Source organism: Enterobacter hormaechei subsp. xiangfangensis, assembly GCF_001729785.1.
Lineage (GTDB): Bacteria > Pseudomonadota > Gammaproteobacteria > Enterobacterales > Enterobacteriaceae > Enterobacter > Enterobacter hormaechei_C.
On sequence record NZ_CP017183.1, the window covers coordinates 3,451,783 to 3,470,191 of the forward strand.

13 protein-coding genes, 1 tRNA gene, 3 rRNA genes and 1 other annotated feature are annotated in these 18,409 nt (G+C 53.5%); of the genes, 5 read left to right on the top strand and 12 right to left on the bottom strand.

The features are described 5' to 3' along the window. Positions 1-41 precede the first annotated feature (41 nt). Positions 42-365, top strand: a complete 324-nt coding sequence (locus BFV63_RS16475; RefSeq protein ID WP_003860739.1) for a YfiM family lipoprotein — start codon at positions 42-44, stop codon at positions 363-365. Here the strand turns inward: BFV63_RS16475 and BFV63_RS16480 are convergent. The 9 genes from BFV63_RS16480 to rluD all read right to left on the bottom strand — a co-directional run bounded on the left by BFV63_RS16480 (position 362) and on the right by rluD (position 12,335). Continuing rightward, positions 362-1,669, bottom strand: a complete 1,308-nt coding sequence (locus BFV63_RS16480) for an MFS family transporter (protein ID WP_048240394.1) — start codon at positions 1,667-1,669, stop codon at positions 362-364. The two genes, BFV63_RS16475 and BFV63_RS16480, sit on opposite strands and share 4 nt — an antisense overlap. 151 nt (positions 1,670-1,820) lie before the next feature. Then, positions 1,821-2,273: a DUF4385 domain-containing protein gene (locus tag BFV63_RS16485; RefSeq protein ID WP_006811623.1), complete on the bottom strand. Its 453-nt coding sequence runs from the start codon at positions 2,271-2,273 to the stop codon at positions 1,821-1,823. Between the two features lie 128 nt (positions 2,274-2,401). Continuing rightward, positions 2,402-2,517 (bottom strand): 5S ribosomal RNA (gene rrf / locus BFV63_RS16490). Between the two features lie 188 nt (positions 2,518-2,705). Then, positions 2,706-5,610: ribosomal RNA gene (locus BFV63_RS16495) — 23S ribosomal RNA — on the bottom strand. 182 nt (positions 5,611-5,792) lie between these two features. Next, a tRNA-Glu gene (locus BFV63_RS16500) sits at positions 5,793-5,868 on the bottom strand. Positions 5,869-5,952: 84 nt separating this feature from the next. Continuing rightward, positions 5,953-7,494 (bottom strand): 16S ribosomal RNA (locus BFV63_RS16505). Together the 16S, 23S and 5S rRNA genes with 1 tRNA gene alongside form the textbook arrangement of a ribosomal RNA operon. Positions 7,495-7,923: 429 nt before the next feature. Continuing rightward, a complete protein-coding gene (gene clpB, locus BFV63_RS16510; RefSeq protein WP_048209437.1) occupies positions 7,924-10,497 on the bottom strand; it encodes an ATP-dependent chaperone ClpB in 2,574 nt (857 codons plus the stop codon). A gap of 129 nt (positions 10,498-10,626) precedes the next feature. Then, positions 10,627-11,358 carry a purine nucleoside phosphorylase YfiH gene (gene yfiH / locus BFV63_RS16515; RefSeq protein WP_003863167.1) on the bottom strand — a complete coding sequence of 244 codons (732 nt, stop codon included), beginning with the start codon at positions 11,356-11,358 and terminating at the stop codon, positions 10,627-10,629. Further along, a complete protein-coding gene (rluD, locus tag BFV63_RS16520) occupies positions 11,355-12,335 on the bottom strand; it encodes a 23S rRNA pseudouridine(1911/1915/1917) synthase RluD (protein ID WP_003863165.1) in 981 nt (326 codons plus the stop codon). The genes yfiH and rluD overlap by 4 nt, the downstream gene beginning before the upstream one ends. Positions 12,336-12,466: 131 nt before the next feature. Here rluD and bamD point away from each other — a divergent pair, with 131 nt between their 5' ends. The 4 genes from bamD (at position 12,467) to pheA (ending at position 15,234) form a co-directional block, all read left to right on the top strand. Next, positions 12,467-13,204 (top strand): outer membrane protein assembly factor BamD, encoded by a 738-nt coding sequence (gene bamD / locus BFV63_RS16525; RefSeq protein ID WP_003863164.1) that lies wholly within the window; start codon positions 12,467-12,469, stop codon positions 13,202-13,204. A gap of 267 nt (positions 13,205-13,471) precedes the next feature. Continuing rightward, on the top strand, positions 13,472-13,813 hold the full coding sequence (gene raiA / locus BFV63_RS16530; protein ID WP_003863162.1) for a ribosome-associated translation inhibitor RaiA: 342 nt from the start codon (positions 13,472-13,474) through the stop codon (positions 13,811-13,813). 104 nt (positions 13,814-13,917) lie between these two features. Then, positions 13,918-14,043, top strand: a sequence feature (Phe leader region). Next, positions 13,919-13,966 carry a pheA operon leader peptide PheL gene (pheL, locus tag BFV63_RS23140; RefSeq protein WP_100229775.1) on the top strand — a complete coding sequence of 16 codons (48 nt, stop codon included), beginning with the start codon at positions 13,919-13,921 and terminating at the stop codon, positions 13,964-13,966. (Overlaps the previous feature by 48 nt.) 30 nt (positions 14,044-14,073) lie before the next feature. Further along, positions 14,074-15,234 (top strand): bifunctional chorismate mutase/prephenate dehydratase, encoded by a 1,161-nt coding sequence (pheA, locus tag BFV63_RS16535; protein WP_003863160.1) that lies wholly within the window; start codon positions 14,074-14,076, stop codon positions 15,232-15,234. On the opposite strand, the gene BFV63_RS16540 is transcribed toward pheA, so the two are convergent. Genes BFV63_RS16540 through aroF form a run of 3 tightly spaced genes read right to left on the bottom strand, consistent with a single transcriptional unit; the run spans position 15,231 to position 18,366 of the window. Further along, the gene (locus BFV63_RS16540) at positions 15,231-16,103 is read right to left on the bottom strand and encodes an SMP-30/gluconolactonase/LRE family protein (protein ID WP_048241935.1); all 873 of its coding nucleotides are present in this window, start codon (positions 16,101-16,103) and stop codon (positions 15,231-15,233) included. The two genes, pheA and BFV63_RS16540, sit on opposite strands and share 4 nt — an antisense overlap. A gap of 60 nt (positions 16,104-16,163) precedes the next feature. Continuing rightward, positions 16,164-17,285 carry a bifunctional chorismate mutase/prephenate dehydrogenase gene (gene tyrA / locus BFV63_RS16545; RefSeq protein WP_022649060.1) on the bottom strand — a complete coding sequence of 374 codons (1,122 nt, stop codon included), beginning with the start codon at positions 17,283-17,285 and terminating at the stop codon, positions 16,164-16,166. Between the two features lie 10 nt (positions 17,286-17,295). Then, entirely contained in the window at positions 17,296-18,366 is a 1,071-nt protein-coding gene (gene aroF, locus BFV63_RS16550) for a 3-deoxy-7-phosphoheptulonate synthase AroF (RefSeq protein WP_048241938.1), read from the bottom strand. Between the last annotated feature and the right edge of the window lie 43 nt (positions 18,367-18,409).

An 18,409-nucleotide genomic window follows, 5' to 3' on the forward strand; every position in this document is an offset into this window, starting at 1 on the left:
CGAGCCCTGTCATCGACGGGGCTTTTTTATGGAGTCTGTTAATGCGTACGCCTTTCCTGATAATCCCTCTTTTCCTGACCGGTTGCAGCCATATGGCTAATGATAACTGGTCGGGTCAGGATAAAGCTCAACACTTTCTGGCGTCTGCAATGTTGTCCGCTGCGGGTAATGAGTATGCGCTGCACCAGGGGTATAGCCGGGATCGAAGTGCCACAATGGGCCTGATGTTCTCCATCAGCCTGGGGGCATCAAAAGAACTTTGGGATAGCCGCCCCTCGGGAAGCGGCTGGAGCTGGAAAGATTTTGCCTGGGACGTAGCCGGGGCAACAACCGGCTACGCCGTCTGGCAGATGGCGCATTATTAAAGGCGGATCCCTTTTCCTTTACGATGCAGCATCAGGGAGACAATAAACGCCAGCGCCCCCATGATGGTGACATACCAGAAGAAGGTCGTTTCACTGCCCCATGACTTTAGGGATAGCGCGACATATTCTGCTGATCCGCCAAACAGGGCGTTAGCGACCGCATAAGAGAGGCCTACGCCCAGCGCCCTCACCTGTGCGGGAAACATTTCCGCTTTCAAAATGCCACTGATTGCCGTGTAAAAACTAATAATAATAAGTGCCACCATAATCAAAGCGAAAGCGGCATACGGAGAGGTTGTATGCTGTAGCGCCGTCAAAAGCGGAACAGTCCCCAGGGTGAGCATGCCACCAAAAATCAGCATGGAGGTGCGGCGACCTATTTTGTCCGACAGCGCGCCAACAATCGGCTGGATGAGCATAAAGACCAGTAACGCCACCGTCATGACGACACTCGCAACGTTAGCATGCATGCCCGTCGTGTTGACCAGATATTTTTGCATATAGGTGGTGAAGGTATAGAAGCTTAGCGAGCCTGCGGCGGTAAAGCCTAATACCATCAAAAATGCTTTGCGGTTACGCCACAACCCTTTCATCGAACCGGCTTCTTTCAGCGCCCTGACCTCCTGCTGGGAGGTTTCATCAAGCTGACGGCGTAACCACAGCGCCACAACCGCCAGGGCGGCCCCCAGGGCAAACGGTATGCGCCAGCCCCAGGCGCGTAAATCTTCATCGCTAAGGATTTGTTGAAGGATCACCACAACCAGTAACGCCAGTAGCTGTCCGCCAATGAGGGTTACATACTGGAATGATGCATAGAAACCTTTGCGCCCTTCAACAGCCACTTCGCTCATGTATGTCGCGCTGGTGCCGTATTCGCCACCCACTGACAGCCCCTGGAACAGACGTGCCAGCAACAGCAACGCCGGTGCCCATGTTCCGATTGTGTCATATCCGGGCAAGCAGGCAATCACCAGCGAGCCGACGCACATCAGGCACACAGAGATGAGCATGGATGTCTTGCGCCCTTTCCTGTCCGCGATCCTGCCGAACAGCCATCCGCCAATGGGACGCATCAGGAACCCGGCGGCAAAAACGCCTGCGGTTTGCAGAAGCTGCGTTGTGGTGTTCCCTGATGGGAAAAAGATATGCGCAAAGTAGAGTGAACAGAATGAATAGACGTAAAAATCAAACCACTCTACAAGGTTCCCCGATGAGGCTCCAACAATTGCCCAAACCCGACGGCGAGTATCCTTGCCTGCTAAACTGGTATTATCCGTATCTGCACTGGCTACGGTTTCTGTCATTTTAAAATCCCCTGTCTCACATTGCGGGCCATTGCCCACAAACAGTAAAACCGGATTTAAAACGAATCGTTAGGTAAATAAAATGTTTCCAATATGTTTCATTGGATTTTGTGAACTCGATCAGGTATCGAATTATTAGCGGACGTAGTAATTATCCCCACGCTTGCTGGTGAGCCTTTTTTCGCTGCAAATAATCTTCATCGGCACGAATTTTATCCCACCACGTTTTGAATACCGCAGCGGCCTCTGCTTTTACTGGATCGTGATCGAGGGGTTTGACCTGGCGCTTCTCATCATACTTTTTTCCGCCTTTATGATTGGCGTATCGCCGGGCACGGGTGTATCCCATCTGTATGAATTTACGCGCCATATCCATACCTACAAAATCGTTATTCCTGCGGTACTCTTCAAAGAGGGCGTAGATCTCTTCTGCCGAACGCGCTGCGACTTCAGCATTTTTATAACGCCAGTGTGGAAGGATTTCGCTTTTATAAGGCTCGACCATCAATACGCCCTGCTCACCCCGGCCCACCTGATACCGTTCGGGATGTTCGCGAAAATTAATATTGGCAAAATCTTGTTGATAATCAAAGGGACGAGTCAAAGCGGCACCATTGTTAAAATTGTTTTAACAATTGTAGGCCGGATAAGGGGAAGCCGCCATCCGGCATGTTTTCCGCGCCCAAAGCAAAAAACCCCGTACCTTACGGTACGGGGTTTTTCTTGTTTGATGCCTGGCAGTTCCCTACTCTCACATGGGGAGACCCCACACTACCATCGGCGCTACGGCGTTTCACTTCTGAGTTCGGCATGGGGTCAGGTGGGACCACCGCGCTACAGCCGCCAGGCAAATTCTTGTGCTCTGTCCTGTGTCTTTCGCACTGATACTGCGTTGGCTGCTCTCGTAAAGTCAGTCACATACCTCAGTATGCTCCTTCCTTTCCTTCGTTTGCCGCCTTGTCTCAGCGCAAAATCCTTCGGACTCTGAATCTAAGCTGAAAATTTCGTCTCTTCGCCAAAACATCTTCGGCGTTGTAAGGTTAAGCCTCACGGTTCATTAGTATCGGTTAGCTCAACGCATCGCTGCGCTTACACACCCGACCTATCAACGTCGTCGTCTTCAACGTTCCTTCAGGAGACTTAAAGTCTCAGGGAGAACTCATCTCGGGGCAAGTTTCGTGCTTAGATGCTTTCAGCACTTATCTCTTCCGCATTTAGCTACCGGGCAGTGCCATTGGCATGACAACCCGAACACCAGTGATGCGTCCACTCCGGTCCTCTCGTACTAGGAGCAGCCCCCCTCAATTCTCCAGCGCCCACGGCAGATAGGGACCGAACTGTCTCACGACGTTCTAAACCCAGCTCGCGTACCACTTTAAATGGCGAACAGCCATACCCTTGGGACCTACTTCAGCCCCAGGATGTGATGAGCCGACATCGAGGTGCCAAACACCGCCGTCGATATGAACTCTTGGGCGGTATCAGCCTGTTATCCCCGGAGTACCTTTTATCCGTTGAGCGATGGCCCTTCCATTCAGAACCACCGGATCACTATGACCTGCTTTCGCACCTGCTCGCGCCGTCACGCTCGCAGTCAAGCTGGCTTATGCCATTGCACTAACCTCCTGATGTCCGACCAGGATTAGCCAACCTTCGTGCTCCTCCGTTACTCTTTGGGAGGAGACCGCCCCAGTCAAACTACCCACCAGACACTGTCCGCAACCCGGATCACGGGTCTACGTTAGAACACCAGCCATTAAAGGGTGGTATTTCAAGGACGGCTCCACGCAGACTGGCGTCCACGCTTCAAAGCCTCCCACCTATCCTACACATCAAGGACCAGTGTTCAGTGTCAAGCTATAGTAAAGGTTCACGGGGTCTTTCCGTCTTGCCGCGGGTACACTGCATCTTCACAGCGAGTTCAATTTCACTGAGTCTCGGGTGGAGACAGCCTGGCCATCATTACGCCATTCGTGCAGGTCGGAACTTACCCGACAAGGAATTTCGCTACCTTAGGACCGTTATAGTTACGGCCGCCGTTTACCGGGGCTTCGATCAAGAGCTTCGCGTTGCCGCTAACCCCATCAATTAACCTTCCGGCACCGGGCAGGCGTCACACCGTATACGTCCACTTTCGTGTTTGCACAGTGCTGTGTTTTTAATAAACAGTTGCAGCCAGCTGGTATCTTCGACTGATTTCAGCTCCGTCCGCAGGGACTTCACCTACCTATCAGCGTGCCTTCTCCCGAAGTTACGGCACCATTTTGCCTAGTTCCTTCACCCGAGTTCTCTCAAGCGCCTTGGTATTCTCTACCTGACCACCTGTGTCGGTTTGGGGTACGATTTCGTGTTACCTGATGCTTAGAGGCTTTTCCTGGAAGCAGGGCATTTATCACTTCAGCACCGTAGTGCCTCGTCATCACACCTCAGCGTTAAAAGGTACCGGATTTACCTGGAACCTCCGCCTACATGCTTAAACCGGGACAACCGTCGCCCGGCTGACATAGCCTTCTCCGTCCCCCCTTCGCAGTAACACCAAGTACAGGAATATTAACCTGTTTCCCATCGACTACGCCTTTCGGCCTCGCCTTAGGGGTCGACTCACCCTGCCCCGATTAACGTTGGACAGGAACCCTTGGTCTTCCGGCGAGCGGGCTTTTCACCCGCTTTATCGTTACTTATGTCAGCATTCGCACTTCTGATACCTCCAGCATGCCTCACAGCACACCTTCAACGGCTTACAGAACGCTCCCCTACCCAACAACGCATAAGCGTCGCTGCCGCAGCTTCGGTGCATGGTTTAGCCCCGTTACATCTTCCGCGCAGGCCGACTCGACCAGTGAGCTATTACGCTTTCTTTAAATGATGGCTGCTTCTAAGCCAACATCCTGGCTGTCTGTGCCTTCCCACATCGTTTCCCACTTAACCATGACTTTGGGACCTTAGCTGGCGGTCTGGGTTGTTTCCCTCTTCACGACGGACGTTAGCACCCGCCGTGTGTCTCCCGTGATAACATTCTTCGGTATTCGTAGTTTGCATCGGGTTGGTAAGCCGGGATGGCCCCCTAGCCGAAACAGTGCTCTACCCCCGAAGATGAGTTCACGAGGCGCTACCTAAATAGCTTTCGGGGAGAACCAGCTATCTCCCGGTTTGATTGGCCTTTCACCCCCAGCCACAGGTCATCCGCTAATTTTTCAACATTAGTCGGTTCGGTCCTCCAGTTAGTGTTACCCAACCTTCAACCTGCCCATGGCTAGATCACCGGGTTTCGGGTCTATACCCTGCAACTTAACGCCCAGTTAAGACTCGGTTTCCCTTCGGCTCCCCTATACGGTTAACCTTGCTACAGAATATAAGTCGCTGACCCATTATACAAAAGGTACGCAGTCACCCCATAAAGAGGCTCCCACTGCTTGTACGTACACGGTTTCAGGTTCTTTTTCACTCCCCTCGCCGGGGTTCTTTTCGCCTTTCCCTCACGGTACTGGTTCACTATCGGTCAGTCAGGAGTATTTAGCCTTGGAGGATGGTCCCCCCATATTCAGACAGGATACCACGTGTCCCGCCCTACTCTTCGAGTTCACAGCAAGTGTGTTTTCGTGTACGGGACTATCACCCTGTACCGTCGGACTTTCCAGACCGTTCCACTAACACACAAGCTGATTCAGACTCCGGGCTGCTCCCCGTTCGCTCGCCGCTACTGGGGGAATCTCGGTTGATTTCTTTTCCTCGGGGTACTTAGATGTTTCAGTTCCCCCGGTTCGCCTCGTTAACCTATGTATTCAGTTAACGATAGTGTGTCGAAACACACTGGGTTTCCCCATTCGGACATCGCCGGGTCAAAGGTTCATATCACCTCGCCGGCGCTTTTCGCAGATTAGCACGTCCTTCATCGCCTCTGACTGCCAGGGCATCCACCGTGTACGCTTAGTCGCTTAACCTCACAACCCGAAGATGTTTCACTTCTGATTGCGAAAATTTGAGAGACTCGAACACACATGAGCTGTGTGTCGTTTCAATTTTCAGCTTGATCCAGATTTTTAAAGAGCAAATATCTCAAACGTGACTCGCAAGTCAGTTTTGAGATATGACGGCAGGTGACTTTCACTCACGAACCAGCAAGTGGCGTCCCCTAGGGGATTCGAACCCCTGTTACCGCCGTGAAAGGGCGGTGTCCTGGGCCTCTAGACGAAGGGGACGTACAGTCTCAATCGCAAGACGCCTTGCTATTTACTTTTCATCAGACAATCTGTGTGGACACTACAAAGGCAGGTTCTTTAAGGTAAGGAGGTGATCCAACCGCAGGTTCCCCTACGGTTACCTTGTTACGACTTCACCCCAGTCATGAATCACAAAGTGGTAAGCGCCCTCCCGAAGGTTAAGCTACCTACTTCTTTTGCAACCCACTCCCATGGTGTGACGGGCGGTGTGTACAAGGCCCGGGAACGTATTCACCGTGGCATTCTGATCCACGATTACTAGCGATTCCGACTTCATGGAGTCGAGTTGCAGACTCCAATCCGGACTACGACGCACTTTATGAGGTCCGCTTGCTCTCGCGAGGTCGCTTCTCTTTGTATGCGCCATTGTAGCACGTGTGTAGCCCTACTCGTAAGGGCCATGATGACTTGACGTCATCCCCACCTTCCTCCAGTTTATCACTGGCAGTCTCCTTTGAGTTCCCGGCCGGACCGCTGGCAACAAAGGATAAGGGTTGCGCTCGTTGCGGGACTTAACCCAACATTTCACAACACGAGCTGACGACAGCCATGCAGCACCTGTCTCAGAGTTCCCGAAGGCACCAAAGCATCTCTGCTAAGTTCTCTGGATGTCAAGAGTAGGTAAGGTTCTTCGCGTTGCATCGAATTAAACCACATGCTCCACCGCTTGTGCGGGCCCCCGTCAATTCATTTGAGTTTTAACCTTGCGGCCGTACTCCCCAGGCGGTCGACTTAACGCGTTAGCTCCGGAAGCCACGCCTCAAGGGCACAACCTCCAAGTCGACATCGTTTACGGCGTGGACTACCAGGGTATCTAATCCTGTTTGCTCCCCACGCTTTCGCACCTGAGCGTCAGTCTTTGTCCAGGGGGCCGCCTTCGCCACCGGTATTCCTCCAGATCTCTACGCATTTCACCGCTACACCTGGAATTCTACCCCCCTCTACAAGACTCTAGCCTGCCAGTTTCGAATGCAGTTCCCAGGTTGAGCCCGGGGATTTCACATCCGACTTGACAGACCGCCTGCGTGCGCTTTACGCCCAGTAATTCCGATTAACGCTTGCACCCTCCGTATTACCGCGGCTGCTGGCACGGAGTTAGCCGGTGCTTCTTCTGCGGGTAACGTCAATCGACAAGGTTATTAACCTTATCGCCTTCCTCCCCGCTGAAAGTACTTTACAACCCGAAGGCCTTCTTCATACACGCGGCATGGCTGCATCAGGCTTGCGCCCATTGTGCAATATTCCCCACTGCTGCCTCCCGTAGGAGTCTGGACCGTGTCTCAGTTCCAGTGTGGCTGGTCATCCTCTCAGACCAGCTAGGGATCGTCGCCTAGGTGAGCCGTTACCCCACCTACTAGCTAATCCCATCTGGGCACATCCGATGGCAAGAGGCCCGAAGGTCCCCCTCTTTGGTCTTGCGACGTTATGCGGTATTAGCTACCGTTTCCAGTAGTTATCCCCCTCCATCAGGCAGTTTCCCAGACATTACTCACCCGTCCGCCACTCGTCAGCGAAGCAGCAAGCTGCTTCCTGTTACCGTTCGACTTGCATGTGTTAGGCCTGCCGCCAGCGTTCAATCTGAGCCATGATCAAACTCTTCAATTTAAAAGTTTGATGCTCAATGAATTAAACTTCGTAATGAATTACGTGTTCACTCGTTGAGACTTGGTATTCATTTAGTGTCCGAGGACGTTAAGAATCCATGTCACTTTGAGTGCCCACACAGATTGTCTGATAAATTGTTAAAGAGCAGTGCCGCTTCGTTTTCGCTGCGGCGCGGGGTGTGCATATTACGCTTTCCCGCTTCAGAGTCAAGCGTTTGTTTTGCTTTTCTCTGCTGACCCGGCGGCGTGTGTGCCGTTGTTCCGTGTCAGTGGAGGCGCATTATAGGGAGTTATTCTGAGGCTGCAAGTGCAAAGTGAAAATTATTTACCGACTGCTCACTTTCCAGGCAAAACACATCTCAGACATTAATTCTTGCCTGGTTTTTAAACAAAAACGAGCCGCAAGCGGCCCGTTTTTGCGTTTTGTGACTTACTGCACTGCCACAATTCGGTCTTCGTTGGCTTCCAGACGGATAACTTTGCCCGGAACCAGCTCCCCAGAGAGGATTTGCTGCGCCAGCGGGTTTTCGATCTGCTGCTGGATAGCACGTTTTAACGGACGCGCACCATAAACAGGATCGTAACCATTCTCGCTCAGCAGTTTCAGCGCATCGTCGGAAATGTGGATTTCATACCCACGCTCTTCCAGACGTTTGTACAGACGCTGCAACTGGATCTGCGCAATCGACGCAATGTGTTTCTCACCCAGCGGATGGAACACGACCACTTCATCAATACGGTTGATGAACTCCGGACGGAAGTTTTGGCTGACCACACCCAGCACCAGATCTTTCATATGGCTGTAATCCAGCTCACCGAAGCGTTCCTGAATTAAATCGGAACCCAGGTTCGAGGTCATGATCACCACCGTGTTACGGAAGTCAACCGTTCTCCCCTGCCCGTCCGTCAGGCGTCCATCATCCAGTACCTGCAACAGGATGTTAAATACGTCAGGATGTGCCTTTTCCACTTCATCCAGCAGGATGACGGAATAAGGACGACGGCGAACCGCTTCCGTCAGATAACCGCCCTCTTCATAACCGACATATCCCGGAGGCGCACCGACCAGACGCGAGACGGCGTGTTTCTCCATAAACTCGGACATATCGATACGCACCATCGCGTCATCGCTGTCGAACATAAAGTTAGCCAGCGCTTTACACAGCTCGGTTTTACCGACACCGGTTGGCCCCAGGAACAGGAACGAGCCGATTGGACGATTCGGATCGGACAGCCCCGCACGGCTACGACGAATGGCGTTAGATACCGCTTCGACCGCTTCGTTCTGTCCAATGACGCGCTGATGCAGATCCTGCTCCATACGCAGCAGTTTCTCGCGTTCGCTTTCCATCATGCGAGCCACAGGAATACCCGTCCAGCGCGCCAGCACTTCGGCAATCTCGGCATCCGTCACTTTATTACGCAACAGACGCATGGTTTTGCCTTCCGATTGCGTGGCGATCTCAAGTTGTTTTTCCAGCTCAGGGATCTTGCCGTACTGTAGTTCGGACATCCGTGCCAGATCCCCTACGCGACGCGCCTGCTCAATGGCAATTTTAGCCTGCTCCAGCTCCGCCTTGATTGTCTGGGTGCCAGAGAGGGAGGCTTTCTCAGCTTTCCACTCTTCTTCCAGCTCAGAATACTGACGCTCTTTCTCGTCCAGTTCTTCGTTGAGCATATCAAGGCGTTTCTTGCTCGCTTCATCAGACTCTTTGCTCAGCGCCTGCTGTTCCAGCTTGAGCTGGATAATACGGCGATCGAGTCGGTCCAGCTCTTCCGGTTTCGAGTCAATCTGCATACGGATGCTGGACGCCGCTTCATCGATAAGGTCAATGGCTTTATCCGGCAACTGACGGTCGGCAATGTAACGATGCGAAAGCGTCGCCGCCGCAACGATGGCCGGGTCGGTGATCTGCACGTGATGGTGCAGCTCATAACGCTCTTTCAGACCACGCAAAATGGCGATGGTATCTTCAACGCTTGGTTCAGCGACAAACACCTTCTGGAAACGACGCTCCAGCGCGGCATCTTTCTCAATGTACTGACGATACTCGTCAAGCGTAGTGGCGCCGACGCAGTGAAGTTCACCGCGCGCCAGAGCAGGTTTCAGCATGTTCCCGGCATCCATTGCGCCGTCAGCTTTACCCGCCCCCACCATGGTGTGCAGTTCGTCGATAAACAGGATGACGTTACCTTCCTGTTTCGCCAGATCGTTCAGCACGCCTTTCAGACGCTCTTCAAATTCACCGCGGTATTTCGCCCCGGCCACCAGCGCGCCCATATCCAGCGCCAGTACGCGACGGCCTTTCAGCCCTTCGGGCACTTCGCCATTAACGATACGCTGCGCCAGCCCTTCAACAATGGCGGTTTTACCGACGCCTGGCTCACCAATCAGCACCGGGTTGTTTTTGGTACGACGTTGCAGTACCTGGATTGTCCGGCGGATTTCTTCGTCGCGGCCGATCACCGGGTCAAGTTTGCCCTGCTCGGCACGTTCGGTCAGGTCGACCGTAAATTTCTTCAAAGCCTGACGTTGGTCTTCGGCTCCCTGGTCGTTCACGCTTTCACCTCCGCGCATGTTCTCAATCGCCTGGGTCACATTAGCGGTGGTTGCACCGGCGGATTTCAGCAGGTCGGTTAAGGTACCGCGTGATTCAAGCGCCGCCAGAACAAAGAGCTCTGACGAAATAAAGTTGTCCCCACGTTTTTGCGCCAGCTTGTCGCAAAGGTTCAGCACGCGCACCAGATCCTGCGACGGCTGCACGTCGCCGCCGGTACCTTCTACCTGCGGTAAACGGCTCAGCGCCTGATCGATGGCGGTGCGTAACTGGCCGGCATTAATGCCAGCGGACGTTAATAAAGGACGTACCGATCCCCCTTCCTGATTCAGCAAGGCGCTCATTAGATGAAGAGGTTCGATAAATTGGTTGTCGTGCCCCAGTGCAAGGGACTGGGCATCGGCGAGAGCAAGCTGGAATTTATTAGTAAGACGATCCAGACGCATAACTCCTCCCATAACAGGTCAAATTTGCTACTGGAGATTAAATGAGGTCATCCCTCAATTATTCAAGGTTAATAACCTGAATTATGTGAAAAGAAAACGGCGCGTACCGGATCGTCTTGATTCTTTAGGTTATATCAGCCAAATGAAACTTGCCATACGGCCTGTCGTCTTGTCGCGGCGATAGGAGAAAAAATCACCCTTTTCGGTGAAGGTACAGCGATCTCCGCCGAAGATTTGGGTCACACCGACGTTATTCAGGCGCTGGCGGGCAAGCTGGTAAATATCGGCCAGATATTTATCTCCGGAAGCCACAAACGCTTCGACCGCTTGTGGATCTTTTTCCATAAAGGCATCGCGCACTTCGGGCCCGACCTCAAATGCCTGCGGGCCAATCGCCGGGCCAAGCCAGGCGATGAGATTTGCAGAATCGTCCTGGAAGCAGGCGACGGTCTCTTCCAGCACGCCTTCGCACAGGCCTCGCCATCCGGCGTGGGCAGCAGCCACTTCAGTTCCTGCCTGATTGCAGAACAACACCGGCAGGCAATCAGCAGTCATCACCGCGCAAACCGTTCCCGGCGTATTGCTGTACGAAGCATCGGCGCGTTTAGACGCATAGGGCTCACCCGTCAGCTTCAGCACCGCTTTACCGTGCACCTGCTCAAGCCAGACCGGTTTTGAAGGAAGGTTTCCCGCAGCAAAGAGGCGTTTACGGTTCTCTTCAACGTGCTCCAGGTTATCGCCACAGTGCGCACCGAGGTTCAAAGACTCCCACGCGCCCTGGCTCACGCCACCGATACGGGTTGAACTACAGGCGGCCACGCCTTCAGGCAGTGGCCACTCCGGGACAATCAGTTTGGTCATAACCAGTCCACGTGATCCTTATGTTCTTCGAAATCTGCGCGCATCGCGTCGATAAGTTCCACCATATCCTGTGGGATCGGCGCATGCCATTCCATCTGAATTCCGGTGATTGGGTGGTAAAGACGCAGCATCGTCGCATGCAGCGCCTGGCGATCGAATTTACGCAGCACGGAGATGAATTCATCCGATGCGCCCTTTGGTGGACGCGGACGACCGCCGTAAACCGGGTCACCCACCAGCGGATGGGTAATATGCGCCATGTGCACGCGGATCTGGTGAGTACGCCCGGTTTCCAGGCGCAGACGCAGGCGCGTATGAATACGGAAATGTTCCATGATGCGGTAATGGGTCACCGCCGGTTTGCCCATCGGGTGTACGGACATATGCGTACGCTTGGTTGGGTGACGGCTGATAGGCTCTTCCACCGTGCCGCCAGAGGTCATATGACCAATCGCCACCGCTTCATACTCACGGGTGATTTCGCGCAGTTGCAACGATTCCACCAGGCGAGTCTGGGCGGGAACCGTCTTCGCCACCACCATCAGACCCGTGGTGTCTTTATCCAGACGGTGAACAATACCGGCACGCGGTACGTCGGCAATCGGCGGATAATAATGAAGGAGTGCGTTAAGTACCGTACCGTCAGGATTGCCCGCGCCCGGGTGAACAACAAAGTCGCGCGGCTTGTTGATGACCAGAATGTCGTCATCTTCGTAGACGATATCCAGCGGGATATCCTGCGGCTCGAAGCGGATTTCCTCTTCGATTTCAGCATTGATGGCGACAGCTTCCCCACCAAACACTTTCTCTTTTGGTTTGTCCCAGATCTTGCCGTTTACCAGCACGCGCTGGTCAAGGATCCATTCTTTTATGCGTGAACGCGAATAATCAGGGAACAATTCGGCCAAAGCCTGATCTAAGCGTTGACCGAGCTGATTTTCGGAGACTGTTGCGGTGAGTTCTACTCGTTGTGCCATAAACTGCTTCTTCGTTTAACGTTGGGTTTTACGGCTTTGCCGTTTAATATAGTGTGCTATTGTAGCTGGTCTTAATCGGGAGCAGGAACTGAGTTTCTCCCGGACAAACATTTGAGGAAAGTCAAAACGTCATGACGCGCATGAAATATCTGGTGGCAGCGGCCACGTTGAGCCTGGCTTTGGTGGGCTGCTCCGGTTCGAATGAACAGGTCCCTGACAATCCGCCGAATGAAATCTATGCGACTGCACAACAAAAGTTGCAGGACGGTAACTGGAAACAGGCGATAACGCAACTGGAAGCGTTGGATAATCGCTATCCGTTTGGTCCGTATTCGCAGCAGGTACAGTTAGATCTTATCTACGCCTACTACAAAAATGCCGATCTGCCGCTGGCTCAGGCAACGATCGATCGTTTCATGCGTCTGAACCCTACCCATCCTAACATCGATTACGTGATGTACATGCGCGGCCTGACTAACATGGCGCTGGATGACAGTGCATTGCAGGGCTTCTTCGGGGTGGATCGTTCAGACCGTGACCCGCAACATGCGCGTGATGCTTTCAATGACTTCTCCAAACTGGTGCGTAGCTACCCGAACAGCCAGTACATTACCGATGCCACTAAGCGTCTGGTGTTCCTGAAAGATCGTCTGGCGAAATATGAGTACTCCGTTGCGGAATACTACACCCGCCGTGGCGCATGGGTTGCCGTGGTTAACCGTGTAGAAGGCATGCTGCGTGATTATCCGGATACCCAAGCCACGCGTGATGGCCTGAAGCTGATGGAAAATGCGTATCGCCAGATGCAGATGACGGCTCAGGCTGACAAAGTGGCGAAAATCATCGCCGCGAACAGCAGCAACACCTGATACCGCTACAACGCATAACGGCAGCCCGCGGGCTGCCGTTTTTTTATTCTTTCAGACTTACGCTGAAGCGGTTTAGCTTCAACACATCCATTCAACTATGACCGCAATTGTTGGCTTCGACAAGGTAAATCTCACCTCTTCCTGCCCTGCCTCACAAAAAAGATTCCCTGACAAAAACCGACAAAATAACGTGATCTAAATCACACATTTTGACATTGGGTCGGGTATGCTGGAATCACCAAGACGGAAAGACAAGAGGTAAAATTTATGACAATGAACATTACCAGTAAACAAATGGAAATTACTCCGGCAATCCGCCAGCACGTCGCAGACCGTCTCGCCAAACTGGATAAATGGCAAACACATTTGATTAATCCACATATCATCCTGTCCAAGGAGCCGCAGGGTTTCATCGCTGATGCAACTATCAATACTCCAAACGGCCATCTGGTCGCCAGCGCAAAACACGAGGATATGTACACCGCAATTAACGATTTGATCAACAAGCTGGAACGGCAGCTCAATAAAGTGCAACACAAAGGTGAAGCACGTCGCGCCGCAACCTCGGTGAAAGACGCCAGCTTCGCGGAAGAAGTTGAAGAAGAGTAATCCTCTAAAATTGAGTGTACCGACAACGCGCCTTCGGGCGCGTTTTTTATTGACAGGATCAAAACAGTGCAGGTACTTTAACCCTATCAATTTCAGGATGACTTTATGAAACAGACGCCGTTTTTCTTCGCATTCTTTTTTACCTTCCCCTGACCGGGAGGCGTTTCGTCGTGTGATAAAGAATGCGAAGACGAACAACAAGGCCTCCCACACCGGGAGGCCTTTTTTATTGATAACGATAAAATGAGACAGACAACACTATGACACCGGAAAACCCGCTCCTGGATTTACGCGTAAAAATCAGTGCACTCGACGAAAAATTACTGGCCCTGCTGGCAGAACGCCGCGCACTCGCCGTTGAAGTGGGAAAAGCCAAGCTCGAGTCCCATCGGCCGGTGCGCGATATCGATCGCGAACGTGATTTACTGGAACGGTTGATTCAACTCGGCAAAGCGCATCATCTGGATGCGCACTACATCACCCGCCTGTTCCAGCTCATCATCGAAGACTCCGTTCTGACGCAACAGGCCCTGCTCCAGCAGCATCTGAACAAAACCAACCCGCACTCTGCTCGTATCGCTTTCCTCGGCCCGAAAGGGTCCTATTCTCACCTGGCGGCTCGCCAGTACGCAGCCCGCCATTTCGAAGAGTTTATTGAGAGCGGCTGCGCGAAATTTGCAGACATTTTCAACCAGGTCGAAACCGGCCAGGCAGATTACGCCGTGGTGCCTATTGAGAACACCAGTTCCGGCGCCATCAACGATGTTTACGATTTGCTCCAGCACACCAGCCTGTCGTTAGTCGGCGAGTTGACCATCCCTATCGATCACTGTGTGCTGGTCTCTGGCTCAACCGATCTGAGTCAGATCGAAACGGTGTACAGTCACCCGCAGCCGTTCCAGCAGTGCAGCCAGTTCCTGAACCGTTATCCGCACTGGAAAATTGAGTACACCGAAAGCACCTCGGCGGCGATGGAAAAAGTGGCGCAGGCAAACTCTCCTGCCGTCGCGGCTCTCGGTAGCGAAGCGGGCGGCGCGCTGTATGGCTTACAGGTGCTGGAACGCAATCTGGCCAACCAGACGCAGAATATCACCCGTTTCGTGGTTCTGGCCCGCAAGGCCATCAACGTGTCGGACCAGGTCCCGGCGAAAACCACCCTGTTGATGGCGACCGGCCAGCAGGCGGGTGCGCTGGTTGAAGCGCTGCTGGTGCTGCGTAATCACAACCTGATCATGACGAAGCTGGAATCCCGCCCAATACATGGCAACCCGTGGGAAGAGATGTTCTATCTCGACGTTCAGGCCAACCTGGAGTCTGCATCCATGCAGAAAGCCCTGCGCGAACTGGGCGAGATCACACGCTCCATGAAAGTGTTGGGCTGCTATCCGAGCGAAACCGTGGTCCCGGTCGATCCGGCTTAATGTTCGATAAAGCGGCTTTTCTTCATCCCTGCCACATTTACAGGCAGGGTGAAGATGGCACCGGAAAGCGGGTATTTCTCCAGCTCCTCCGCCTCCATATTTTCCCGCGTGGTGGTGATAAACAGCGTTTTCATATCGTCGCCGCCAAAGCAGACCATTGTCGGGCAGCGTACCGGCAGCCGGTGCTCTTCCAGCTGTTCGCCTTGCGGTGAAAACCGTGCGATACGCCAGCCGTCAAACAGTGCGCTCCAGTAGCAGCCTTCCTCATCCATTGCCGCACCGTCGGGAATACCGTCTCCCTCGCTAAACCGGCGAAACTCTTCGCGCTTACCGGGTTCCCCCTGCTCATCAAGCGGCGTACGGTAGATCACACCGTTCGGCGTATCAGAAGTAAACATCCACCGTTTGTCAGGACTAAACGCTAAACCGTTATGCCCCTGGATATCGCACTGGATCACTTTCGGCGTCAGGTCGTTGTCGATACGCATCAACATGGCCCCGTTATAATCTCCCGGCCCCCAGAACGTGCCCGCATAAAACCGTCCCTGATGATCGGTACCGCCATCGTTAAAACGTGCAAGCTGCGGGTTGGATGGGTTATCGCAAACCTTACGCTGGAGCAGGCCGTGTTTATCGGTCAGCCAGATGGTGTTTCGCATCGCGACGATAAATCCGCCGCGTTCACGCAGGGCAAAACACCCAACTTCTTCATGGAATGAGAGCACCGAGTGTTCCGCGGTGGGCAGATGGTACCGATGGATCTCCCCTTCCAGGATATCCGCCCAGTAGAGCGCCTTCTCTTCTGCACTCCACGTCGGGCATTCAGGCAGATGCCCGGTATAGTTCAACAGCAGCTGCGGTTCAGCCATGACAGTTCCCCAAAATGAAAAAAGCCAGCAATGCTGGCTTTCAGTATATACATCATTAGATTACTGGCGACTGTCATTTGCCTGGCGCAACAGCGTGCGGCTTTCACTCTGGAATCGCGTGGCGTAATCACCGAACCAGTGCTCCACTTTACGGAAACTGTCGATAAACGCTTGTTTATCGCCGTGTTCCAGCAAGGTGATCGCTTCGCCAAAACGCTGATAGTAGCGCTTGATCAGCGCCAGGTTATTTTCAGACGACATGATGATGTCGGCGTAAAGCTGTGGATCCTGGGCAAACAGTCGCCCCACCATCGCCAGCTCCAGACGATAGATTGGCGAGGAAAGCGCCAGCAATTGTTCAAGCTGAACGTTCTCTTCCGCCAGGTGCAGACCATAGGCGAAGGTTGCAAAGTGGCGCAGCGCCTGAATAAACGCCATGTTCTGATCGTGCTCAACCGCACTGATACGGTGCAAACGTGCCCCCCAGACCTGAATCTGTTCCAGGAACCACTGATACGCTTCCGGCTGACGACCGTCGCAGTAAACCACTACCTGCTTCGCCAGGCTGCCGCTGTCCGGGCCAAACATCGGGTGTAACCCAAGCACGGGCCCGGTGTGCGCCGCCAGCATTGCCTGTAGAGGACCATTTTTAACGGACGCCAGATCCACCAGAATGCAATCTTCCGGCAGCGGAGGAAGTTTCGCGATAATCTGCTCCGTCACATGAATCGGTACGCTGACGATAACCATTCCGGCATCCTTCATGAGTTCCGGTGCATGCGGCCAGTCCTCTTTTTCCAGGATGCGCACCTGATAGCCAGAAAGCGTCAGCATTTTTTCAAACAGACGCCCCATCTGGCCGCCGCCACCGACAATCACCACCGGACGCAGCGACGGACAGAGGGTTTTGAAGCCCTTGTCGTTTTCGCTGGAATAGGATTCCCGCATCACACGACGCAGGACATCTTCAATTAAGTCCGGTGAAACGCCAAGCGCCTGTGCCTCTTTACGGCGGGAGGCGAGCATAGAGGCCTCACGCTCCGGAACGTAAATTGGCAGGCCGTATTTGCTTTTAACTTCGCCGACCTCAGCAACCAGTGCCATGCGGCGCGCCAGCAGGTCCAGCAACGCCTTATCCACTTCATCAATTTGATCGCGTAATGCGGTCAATTCAGCAACCATAACTATCCTCTTATGCCAGACGCGTCGCCAGCTGGCCGTTCAAATCTTTGTGGATCTCACGCAGTAGCGCATCAGTGGTTTCCCAGCTGATGCAAGCATCCGTGACGGAGACGCCGGGCTTCATCGCGCTACGCGGCTGTTCCGATGACTGATTGCCTTCATGAATATTACTTTCAATCATCAGGCCGATAATTGAACGGTTACCATCTTTAATCTGTGCAATCACAGATTCTGCAACCGCAGGCTGGCGACGGTAATCTTTATTCGAATTACCATGACTGCAATCTACCATCAGCGCCGGACGCAGTCCCGCCTGTTCCATCTCTTTTTCACACTGCGCGACATCCGCCGGGCTGTAGTTTGGCGCTTTACCGCCGCGCAGGATCACATGCCCGTCCGGGTTGCCCTGAGTTTGCAGCAGGCATACCTGGCCCGCCTGGTTGATCCCGACAAAACGATGGGGCATAGCGGCGGCGCGCATGGCGTTAATCGCCGTAGCCAGGCTGCCGTCGGTACCGTTTTTAAAACCAACCGGCATAGACAGGCCAGACGCCATCTCGCGGTGGGTTTGCGACTCGGTGGTGCGCGCCCCAATCGCAGACCAGCTAAACAGATCGCCGAGGTACTGCGGGCTGTTCGGATCCAGCGCTTCGGTTGCCAGCGGCAGCCCCATGCTGACCAGCTCCACCAGCAGGCGACGCGCAATCTTCAGGCCCGCTTCCACATCAAACGAGCCATCCATGTGCGGATCGTTAATCAACCCTTTCCAGCCAACCGTAGTACGTGGCTTTTCAAAATAGACGCGCATCACCAGATAGAGGCTATCGCTGACCTCCTCCGCTAATGCTTTAAATCGACGAGCGTACTCAATGGCGGTTTCAGGATCGTGAATGGAGCAAGGACCACATACCACCAGCAGGCGCGGATCGCGGCCTGCGATAATGTCAGAAATGGTCTGGCGCGAGTGCTCAATCTGAGTTTCCTGCGCGACGCTCAGCGGGAATTCCGCCTTCAGTTGATCCGGGGTGATTAACACTTGTTCGTCAGTGATATGTACGTTGTTCAGCGCGTCTTTTTGCATGATTGCGATCCTGTCAAACTCGTTTGCGATAGTGGTTTTCCTC